The sequence below is a fragment of the Mycobacterium sp. genome, assembly GCF_049281135.1.
Taxonomy (GTDB): domain Bacteria; phylum Actinomycetota; class Actinomycetes; order Mycobacteriales; family Mycobacteriaceae; genus Mycobacterium.
This window is the reverse complement of record NZ_JBAPRN010000462.1, coordinates 1-10,020: the sequence shown is the minus strand read 5'-3', so window position 1 is coordinate 10,020 and position 10,020 is coordinate 1. Positions and strand designations below refer to the sequence as shown.

Below are 10,020 nucleotides of genomic sequence, written 5' to 3'. Positions count from 1 at the left end.
GCCCACAACACATCCGGCGCGTCGAGCACGGTGGCCAACGGTCCTCGCACGTCGCGACGGCCCTGCCGTCGCGCGGTCACCGGGGCCGGGGTCGCGCCGGTGGAGAGCACGTCATCGATCGCGGCCTGCTCGAAGCGGTCGAGCAGCTCGCCGACCGGCTCATCGAGCCGGGAGATACCGGCGACTGCCGAGGTACCCGGGATGATGCAGACCTGGTCGGCGTCGTAGCGGGCGTCGTGGGCCTGCCACAGCGAATCGCTTCGCCACCAACGGCGCACGTCCTTGTCGATCACCGGCACGAAGTTGACCGGCTTGCCCAGCGTCTTGCACAGGGTGACAAAGAACGGGACATCGGCCGGGTGCAGCAGCACGGTCTCGGCGTCGGGGTAGCGGGCGACCAGCGCGGCGATGGCCTCATCGGGACGCTCCAACAGGGCGGCGTCGCCGAACAGCGTGTCGATCGGGCCGGAGTCTTGCGGGTGCAGCCGCGCCTCAGCGCGTTGCAGCATCTGCTCGAACCGCTCACGCCAGGTGTCAGCCAGCCACGCGCTGCCAGGCTCAGCCGTGTCGGCCGTGCTGTCGCCGTCACCGATGGCCAACTCGACGTAGCGCTGCAGCCACTGCAGGTAGGACATCTCGCCGACGTCGCCGAAGTACGGCTTGGCGGTGTTGGCCATCGCGGCGATGATCTCGTCGCGGCGCGCAGCGACCGCTTCGGCGTCACCGGCGACCTCGTCGAGCAGCCGACCGCACCGGGAGGCGGTGTTGTCGATCTCATGGATGTCGGCGCCGAGCTGGCTGCGGCCAGAGGCCATGCCGCCCTGCGCTTTTCCGGCGCCGACCCACTGATCGGTGCCCTGGATGTCGACCAGCATCTGTTTGACCGACGGCGAGGTGGTGGACTCCAGCGTCGCCATGGCCGCGGTCCCGACCAGGATGCCGTCCACGGGCATCAGTGGGAAGCCGTAGGCCTGGGCCCAGCGACCGGACAGGTACTCGGCTGCTCGCTCGGGAGTCCCGATGCCGCCGCCGACGCAGACGGTGATGTTGGGTCGCGACCGCAGTTCGGAGTAGGTGGCCAGCAGCAGGTCGTCGAGGTCTTCCCAGGAATGGTGGCCACCGGCGCGCCCGCCCTCGACGTGCATGATGACCGGCCTGGTCGACACTTCGGTGGCGATGCGGATGACCGAGCGGATCTGCTCGATGGTGCCCGGCTTGAACACCACGTGGGAGATGCCGATTTCGTTGAGCTCTTCGATCAGCTCGACAGCCTCTTCCAGCTCGGGGATGCCGGCACTGACGACCAGGCCATCGATCGCCGCGCCGGACTGACGGGCCTTCTGCACCAAGCGTTTTCCGCCGACCTGCAGCTTCCACAGGTACGGGTCGAGGAACAGCGCGTTGAACTGGTAGGTACGGCCGGGTTCGAGCAACCCGGACAGCTGCTCGACGCGGTCGTTGAAGATCGGCTCGGTGACCTGCCCGCCGCCGGCGAGCTCAGCCCAGTGCCCCGCGTTAGCCGCGGCGGCGACGATCTTGGCGTCGACGGTGGTCGGGGTCATCCCGGCAAGAAGAACCGGCGACCGGCCGGTCAGCCTGGTGAACTTCGTCGATAGTTTGACCCGGCCATCGGGCAGGCTGACCACCGACGGGGCGTAACTCGACCACGGCCGGGCCACCTCCGGTACGGCGCCGACGGTGAACAGGTTGCGCTGGCCGCCGCGGGTCGCCGCAGGCACGATGCCGACTCCGAGACCGCGGATCACCGGAGCGGTCAGACGGGTCAGGATGTCGCCGGGACCCAGGTCGAGAATCCAGCGGGCACCCGCCTCGTGGACCCTGATTACTTCGTCGACCCAGTCGACCGGCTGGACCAGGATGGCGTCCGCCATCGCGCAGGCCAACTCGACATCGATGCCGACCTTCTCGGCCCATTCGCCGACGATGGCGATGCTGTCGGCGAGCCTCGGAGTGTGGAAGCCCACCTCGACCTGGACCGGGTCGAAGACCGGCGTGAACACGTCACCGCCGCGGACCTTGTTTTTGCGGTCGGCTTCTTCCTTCTCCGAGATCTGCTTGCAGTAGAGCTCGAAGCGGGACAGCTGCTCGGGGGTTCCGGTGATGACCACCGAACGCCGGCCGTTGCGGATCGACAACACCGGCGGCAATACGGTGCGGACGTCTTGCGAGAAGTCTTCGAGCAGCCGATAGATGCGCTCGGGGTCGGCGTTGCTGATCGACACCATCGGCGGGCGATCACCGAGAACGGAGATGCCGCGTCGGCGGGCCACCAGCGTGCCGGCGGCGCCGATCAGCTGCGCCATCGCCAGCAGCTCGATATCGCGCGCCCCCGCCGCTTTCAGGGCCTCCACGGCCAGGATTCCCTGCGAGTGCCCGACGACGGCCACCGGCGGGGTGGCGATCAGGTCCAGGCCCTGACGGGCCAGGGTGCGAATCGCGGCGATCTGGGTGAGCAGGACACCAGGCAGCGACGCTGCGGCCGAGGTCAGGTGTTTGTTGGACGGAACCGGGTCCTCGGCAGCCAGCGCGCGCACCCAGTTCAGCGGCTCGAAGCCGATCGGTCGCACCACCACGAGCTCGCGGGCCACCGGCTCGAGGAGCAGGTCCACCTCGCCGACCAGCGTCGCAAGCTCGGATTCGATACCGGCCGACGACACCAGCTCTTCCAGCGTCTCCAACCATGCGCCGCCCTGACCACCGAACGCGACCGCGTACGGCTCGCCGGAACTCAGCCGATCGACCAGAGCATGAGTGTCCGAGGGGAGGCCGTCGCGGTCGGCCGACACTCGGTGGTGCTCATAGATCGTCACGTGTGTATCTCCCTCATTGCGTCTGTCCACCACTTGCGTGCCAGAGCCACGCTGCCCCGTAATTCGGTCCACATTCCGATTGCGCCCCGGTCCAACCGGCCCTAGATCGACTGACCCCGCTTCCGCGGGTCAAGCCAAGGAAGGCGTCATCGGTTGCACTAAGAGTGTCATAAGAAACCTGGGAGTTTCCGGCGCAAATTGGTTACTGGTGAGTTCTACGCGCGAGTAATGGTGGGCTGGGTAACACTCCGCTCACACGCCGCTGACGGTGTCCGGACCAAACTTGCTGCATGCAGGTGGTTACGGTCGAGTAGCTATAACTGCGCAGATCAAGGCAGTATTGTTACCTAATCGTTATCTTGAAAATTTGCGTCATCTCCGACCTCGAGGTCCATGGTCGACGAGACGGCGCGGTGCGACTGTTGACACACCGGCCGATCGGTCGATCGACAGAAGTTTGCTGGAAAACTTACCGGCGAGTAAAGCTCAGGCCCATTGGCCGAATTGCGGCTTGCAGATGTTGTTGATATCCACGCCGACGCCGCCAACGTGGCGCTTGTCGATCTCGACTTGATGCAGATGGGCGGCAGGATGCGTCCGGCCACCCGGCGAGCCCCAGTTGTGCTGCCAGAAGTACGAGCCCAGGCCGTCGTGCAGCGCCCATTCAATCGTCTTGGAGTTGCCGTAGACGCCGGTCCGCTGGTGGCCGACGACGGATTCCCAGCCTCGCAGGTAGGGCGCGACCTGCGCTTGATACTGCTCAAAGGACGGGTCGTCGTCGATCGAGGCGTAGATGGGTACGTTGGCAGGCCCGCCGGCGGCGGTGTGCAGCTGCCACCCGCGCTTGGCGTGCTGCACGCCGGCGCTTTGGCCGCCCAGCCAATCGGCGGAGGCCTCTTTTCCGTACTGGTAGCAGGACACGATCTTCAGGCCGTTCTGGTGCAGGTCCCGTGCCTCATTGATCTGCATCGGCTTGCCGAGCATCCAGGATCCCCCGGGCCGCCGGTCGGACACATACCGGATGGAGCCCACTGCACCGGCGGCCCTGATCTGGTCGGCGGGGATCACTCCTGCCGCGTAATCCAGCAATACGCCAAGGCCATCCGCGGACGCCGACGGGGCACGCAGCGATTCCGCCGCGCTGACGAGCCCGATCAGGGCCGGTGTTGCGGCCGCAAATTTCAGCGCGTCGCGCCGTGATATGTGCGCCACGTGTCACAGAGTACGACAACTGCATCAATTACCACATCAACGCCACTCGTCACATCTGCATCAACGGTTGGCGGTCAACCTGACCCCGCGTCCTTAGCCAGGGCGTGCGCCGTGCGCCGGTGTCCATGCGATTCGAAACCGGCGACGGCGGCCCCCGGCGCTGCGGTGACAACCAGCAGGCACGTCGGGGTGGAAACCCCCGCGGATGCGAGGCCGACGGCCGCGCCCAGGAGCGAAAGAGTGATCAGCACGACGGATGCATAGAAGCCATCCCATGCTCGGGTCAGCATCAGATAGGTCCCGTAGACCGCGGCGATGTAGACGCCCACCGGTATGGCGACCGCCAGGACCGTGGCGACCGAGTCCATCGCCGACTTGTGTTCGATGAAGTCGGCAGCCGCATGTAGCCCCGCACCGGTCGCGACGATGGACCCGAACACGACGATGTGGAGGTAGCCGTAGCCGAACGAGCGCTCGCGGTGAGCGTGCAGCAGGTCAGCGGCCGGAACCACGAAATACACCCACCACATACCGAACGTCAGACCTGTCCCCGCAACCGCCACCAGCACGGCGTCAGTCGTCCAACCCTGTTCGGCGACGACCGCCGACAGCGAGGCGACGGTCCCGACCACGCCTTCACCGAGCGCGATGATCGTCAGCAGTCCATTGCGCTCGGCGATGTGATGTGCGTGCCAGGGTGTGCCACCCATCCGTTTTTCGGCGAGCAGCGGTCCACTGAGCTCGATCCCGACCATCACGGCAACCAGCAGGAAGGTCACGCCCAGCGAACTCTGGACGACCGCGATGGCAACCCAGCCGACTTGCGCGACGGTGATGGCGACCGCGTAGGTCAAGCATGCGGCCTGGCGAGCGGGATCTTGCATGGCGGCGCGTAGCCACTGGATCACCATCGCCACCCGCATCACCACGTAGCCGGCGACCATGGCCCGGTTATCGACATGCCGGCCCTCGGCTATCGACGAGAACACCTGCGGAATCCCTAACGCGAGAACCAGCACCCCCACCATCTGCAACATCGTCGTCAGCCGGTACACCCAGTCGTCAGTGTCATAGGCCGAGGCAAACCAGCTGAAGTTGATCCACGCCCAACACACCGAGAACGTGGCGAAGACGAAGCCGGCCAATCCCGCGCCGACGTGACCCGATGCCAACATGTGCGCGAGCTGCGATGCGGCGACGCCGAAGGCGATCACGAACGTGAGGTCGAACAGCAACTCCAGCGGAGTGGCCACCCGATGCGGCTCGTGCGGGTCACGACCAGACATCCGGCGGAGCCGGTGCGCAAGGCCTTCGCTGCTCTGGTGGCTTCCGGGTTCGCTCACGCAGACATTCTCACCCGTTCCCCCACATGCCCTGGGTCTCTGACGCCGGTCTGTACCATCTCCACATGCCGCTGGTCATTGGAGCGACGGCCGCCGGATTCTGCATCGTGCGGCAGCTTGGATACGAGGAGTTCGGTGAGCTCTACGTGGCCGAGCACCCACGGCTTCCGCGCCAGCAGGTTCTTCATCTGATTCCGGCCGAGATTTCCATCGACCTCGATTACCGCGAGCGGTTCCACCAGGAGTCCGACCTGGCAGCGGCGCTATGGCACCCGAACATCGCGGGGCTCACCGACCGCGGGGAGTTCGAGGATCAGTTGTGGCTTTCGTCGGAGTACATCGACGGCTCCGACGCGGCCGAATTGCTGAGCGATGGCCATCTCGATGGCATGCCGCCGAGGATGGTGATCGAGATCGTTTCCGCGATTGCGGAGGCCTTGGACTACGCGCACGACAGCGGGGTGCTGCACCGCTACGTCAATCCCGGCAACATCGTGGTCGGCAAATCGCCGGCGGACAGAAGGCGAATTGCGTTGACGGGCTTTGGTGTAGCGCGGCCCGAGGGGGCGCATAACACGCTGACCCGGGCCGGCCTGTTCATCGGGACCGCCGGCTACACCGCGCCCGAGCAGCTGATGGGCGATGAACTCGACGGCCGCGCCGATCAATACGCTTTGGCGGCCAGCGCTTTTCACATGTTGACCGGGGCGCCGCCGTTCGCACATTTCAACCCGTCCGTGGTGGTCAACAGGCAGCTCAACGATCGAGCACCCCGACCGAGCGAGATCCGGCCCGACCTGATCGAGTTCGACGCGATCTTCGCCCGCGCGCTCTCGAATGACCCGGTCGACAGGTTCCGGCGGGGTCGCGACTTCGCCAAAGCACTCGAGTCGAACGGCGGTACACGCTCACACATCCGCCCCACATCCGAATCGCGCGCTGCGTCCATTTTCCGCGAGGCGACCGATGACACGGATGCTGCGTCCGCGACGGCCCCCGCAACGCCCAGGTCAGACGCTGCGGCGCCAACCGCGCCAACCGCGCCAGCCGCTGCAACCGCGCCGACTAGACCCAACACGCCGACCAAACCGGCCGCATTCGCTGCCCACGCGGCCAGAAATGGCGCCATTCCACGTGCTTTACCGGACAGCCACATCGACGATGCAGTCACGTCCGCTAGACGCACGCCGCCCGACCACCACGTAACCGATGACGAGGCCGCCGAGGCTCGCACGCGCCGACTGAAGCACTCCGCGGCGATCGGTGGTGTGATCGTGGTCGTACTGCTGGCCTGGTTCGTGGGTGTGCGAGCGCTGCGCTCGGCGTCTCAATCCACTGACACACCAAGCAGAGTGGAGAGCACGTCGGCCGAGCCCACCGCTGCCATTCCTGCGGTGACCAGTGCGCCGCCCGCGTTCATCGCCCCAGCACCGCCGCCCCCGGTGGTCGGGCCGCGGCCCATCGTCAGCGCGCCGGTCACGACGTTGCCGCCGACCACCACGACCGTACCGAAGGTCACGACGACCGCACCGGCGCAGACGACCGTACCGACGACGACGACGCCGCACACGACTCCACCGACAACAACGACGTCACCGAAGCCGCCGGCAGGCGGCTTGGACACCCGACCGGCGGTCGGCATGCCATGTGGCGCGGAGGGTTCCTCCGCGATTTCGAACTCGGGCGGTCCGGTGAACTGCGTCAGCACCCCGGGCGGATTCGCCTGGGAGCCACCCGGAGGGTGACCGGGTCGACACTCGTCAGCTGTCGGCCGCCAGCACCGTGTCCAGGGCTTCGACAACGTCGCGGCAGTCCGAGCTATCGGCAGGTAGCCCTGCGAGCATGGACTGCAACAGCTTTCGCGCCTGCGACCGATTTCCCGACGCGATGAGCGGGCGCACCTCATCGACCGCATCAGCCAATTGCGGGTCGGCCCCGCTGAGATTCTCGACGGCGGACGACAGCACGTCGATCAACTCCCAATCGCGGTACAGCGCCAGCGAACGCTCGTAGAACGCGAAGCCGCTCACCGGTTCCCCCCGCAGTGTTCCGCGGTAGCGATACGGTCCTTCCATGTATTCGATCGGCAGCCCGTGCGCGGGTGCCGGCACCATGGGCTCGCCGGTCAGATCCAATTGCAAAGAGGCACATTGCAACCGGTGGCGATCCGGCATGAACCGGTTCGGGGCAAGCGGCCGCACGAGTGGCCGAATCGAATCGGGCCAGCGGACGTAGCTGCTCACCATCACGTCGACGTCCTCCGCGTACTCCGGAGCCCTCTCCGGGTCGGGATAGCTCACCGTCACACCGGTGAATGGTTGCGGCACATTGCCGTCCGTCCGGTCGAACTGCCGCCAGATGCTCATGTCGACGCCGTTGTCGAGGTTGATCGTGCGCCATTCGTGCGACCTGGCTCGCGGGTCTCCGCCGGTTCCCCCGCCGCCGGCGTATCGGGGAAACCATTGTCTGTCAATGTGTCCCGCGCTGCCGCTGACATCTTCGTCCCGATCGCCCCAGCGCAGCGTTCCGCTCATTGCCATGCCGGTTTGGAAATACGAGTAGGTGTCGTCCTGGCCGAAGCAGGTGATCTTGCCGTCGAAGGTGTCCGCGCCGACGGGTACCGGCGCACGCGTCGGCGTGACATCCAAGTCCAGTTCCATCGATTGGCCGGCCTGATCGACGCCGCGCAGGCTGACCCGGTAGGTGTAGGGCCGCAGTTCGCCCCGGCCGTCACGGCACGCTGTCCACACCACCGGCCCGGCGCTGCTTTCGTAACGGATATCGAGATATCCGGCGGTCATCGACATCTTCTGACGCGCACCGGGCTGCATGTTCTTGGGCGGCATGTCGTAGTCCGTGTAGGTGCCGTATTCGCCTGTATCGCAATCAAATAGCGACATTGTGTAGAAATCGGCAACTACGCCGCCGCCAGGACGGTTCTTGTTGAAGATGGTCAGGAATGCAAAGGAGCGGCCCGTTGCGCCGGCCAGCTCGCCGGCGATGAACCAGGTGTCGGACTCCTGGTCGGCATGTAAGCCTTCGGCGACGGGGAAATCCATCGCACTGTCGTCGTGCACCAGGCGGAACGGATATTTGCGCCAATCAGTGTTCATGTCCCGCCTCGGGTGTCTCGATCGCGTCGTACTTGTCGGCCCCCAGGAACTCTCGCACTTTCTCGATGTGGTCGTCGGCACCCAGCTCGAGCGTTTCGGCCGCCAGTCCGTAGTCCACGATCGCAATCGCTGCCTGAGCAAGGTGCTTAGAGAACGCCCGCTTGGTGGTCTGCAATGCGCGGGCCGGCTGAGCCGCCAGCCGGGCAGCCAGTTGCAGCGCCTGCTCCATCAACGTCTCGGCGGTCGCGACCCGATTGGCCAGACCCAGCTCCACCGCCAGAGCCGCCGGGATGCGCTCGCCGGTGTAGACGTACTCCTTGGCGCGGATGAGGCTCGTCATGTACGGCCACAACAGTGCGCCACCGTCGCCCGCGGTGAGGCCAATCGACACATGGGGATCGCACAGATAGCTGCGTTCGGACATCAACACCAGGTCGCAGCACAGCGCCAGCGAAGCGCCCAGTCCGACGGCTGGGCCATTGACCGCCGCCACCACCGGCAACCGAAAGTTGATCATCGCATGCAGGATGTCCGCCGCCTGGGCGGAGATGTCATACCGGTAGCCAAGCGAGCGGTGTTGCGCCTTCAGGAACGCGAAATCGCCTCCGCCACTGAAGGTTTTACCGGCGCCGGTGAGCGCCACGCAACGGGCGCCGGTGTCGCGCTCCAGATCGCGCCAGACATCCAGCAGTTTGTGGTGCAAGGCGGCGTTGACGGCGTTGAGATCATCGGGACGGTTGATCGTCACGACGCGGACGGCGCCGTCCGTCGTCACCAGAAGTTCGTCGCTCACGTCGCCTTCACAGTTGATCCACGGCAGTTGCCAGGCGGCCCGTCTTTTTTGCTATGTTAGCATCAATAGCGAAGTTGCCATCGCCTTTTCAAAGGTCGTGCCTTATGCCGGAAACCCGTGATCACCGTTGCTACGACCAGCTTTTCATCGGCGGGCAGTGGCGTAAGCCGTCCACCGATCAGCGCCTGACGGTCATCTCCCCGCACACCGAGAGTTCGATTGGCGACGTTCCCGCGGCGACGCCCGCGGACGTCGACGATGCAGTCGCCGCCGCTCGGCATGCCTTCGACTATGGACCGTGGCCGCGGCTCAGCCCGCACGAGCGCATGCGCAAGGTCGAGCAACTGGCGGCCATATACGGTGGCCACCTCGACGAGATGGCCGACCTGATCACCGACGAGATGGGCTCGCCGCGCAGTTTCAGCCGGCTGGGTCAGGCTGCCGCAGCAGTGTCGATGATCCACCTCTCCCTGGGGGTCGCCCGCGACTTCCCCTGGACCGAACGGCGCCACGGCGTGCTCGGCGAGGTGCACCTGCACCGGGCCCCGGTCGGGGTCGTCGCGGCGATCGTGCCGTGGAACGTGCCGCAGTTCCTGATCATGCCCAAGCTGATACCCGCGTTGATCGCCGGCTGCCCGGTCATCGTCAAACCCGCGCCCGAAACACCTTTCGACGCTTTGTGGTTGGCCGAGATGATCGAGCAGCTGGAGCTGCCCGAAGGGGTGGTG

7 protein-coding genes are annotated in these 10,020 nt (G+C 65.9%); 2 read left to right on the top strand and 5 right to left on the bottom strand.

Going from position 1 to position 10,020, the window contains the following annotated elements; translation table 11 throughout:
* The 3 genes from WAN02_RS18680 to WAN02_RS18670 form a co-directional block, all read right to left on the bottom strand.
* Positions 1-2,831: fatty acid synthase subunit beta domain-containing protein (locus WAN02_RS18680; RefSeq protein WP_422265733.1), on the bottom strand; the 2,831-nt coding region annotated here is incomplete at its 3' end.
* Between the two features lie 486 nt (positions 2,832-3,317).
* On the bottom strand, positions 3,318-4,043 hold the full coding sequence (locus WAN02_RS18675) for a DUF1906 domain-containing protein (RefSeq protein ID WP_422265732.1): 726 nt from the start codon (positions 4,041-4,043) through the stop codon (positions 3,318-3,320).
* Between the two features lie 74 nt (positions 4,044-4,117).
* Positions 4,118-5,329, bottom strand: a complete 1,212-nt coding sequence (locus tag WAN02_RS18670) for a low temperature requirement protein A (protein WP_422265734.1) — start codon at positions 5,327-5,329, stop codon at positions 4,118-4,120.
* Between the two features lie 122 nt (positions 5,330-5,451).
* On the opposite strand from WAN02_RS18670, the gene WAN02_RS18665 reads away from it, so the two are divergent.
* Positions 5,452-7,131 (top strand): serine/threonine-protein kinase, encoded by a 1,680-nt coding sequence (locus WAN02_RS18665; protein ID WP_422265731.1) that lies wholly within the window; start codon positions 5,452-5,454, stop codon positions 7,129-7,131.
* Between the two features lie 15 nt (positions 7,132-7,146).
* On the opposite strand, the gene WAN02_RS18660 is transcribed toward WAN02_RS18665, so the two are convergent.
* Together WAN02_RS18660 and WAN02_RS18655 are read right to left on the bottom strand one after the other, a co-directional pair.
* Positions 7,147-8,499, bottom strand: coding sequence for a lipocalin-like domain-containing protein (locus WAN02_RS18660; protein WP_422265730.1), 1,353 nt, complete (start codon positions 8,497-8,499; stop codon positions 7,147-7,149).
* Positions 8,489-9,292: an enoyl-CoA hydratase/isomerase family protein gene (locus WAN02_RS18655; RefSeq protein WP_422265729.1), complete on the bottom strand. Its 804-nt coding sequence runs from the start codon at positions 9,290-9,292 to the stop codon at positions 8,489-8,491. Before WAN02_RS18655 ends, WAN02_RS18660 begins: the two co-directional genes overlap by 11 nt.
* Before the next feature lie 104 nt (positions 9,293-9,396).
* Here WAN02_RS18655 and WAN02_RS18650 point away from each other — a divergent pair.
* Positions 9,397-10,020: aldehyde dehydrogenase family protein (locus tag WAN02_RS18650; protein WP_422265728.1), on the top strand; the 624-nt coding region annotated here is incomplete at its 3' end.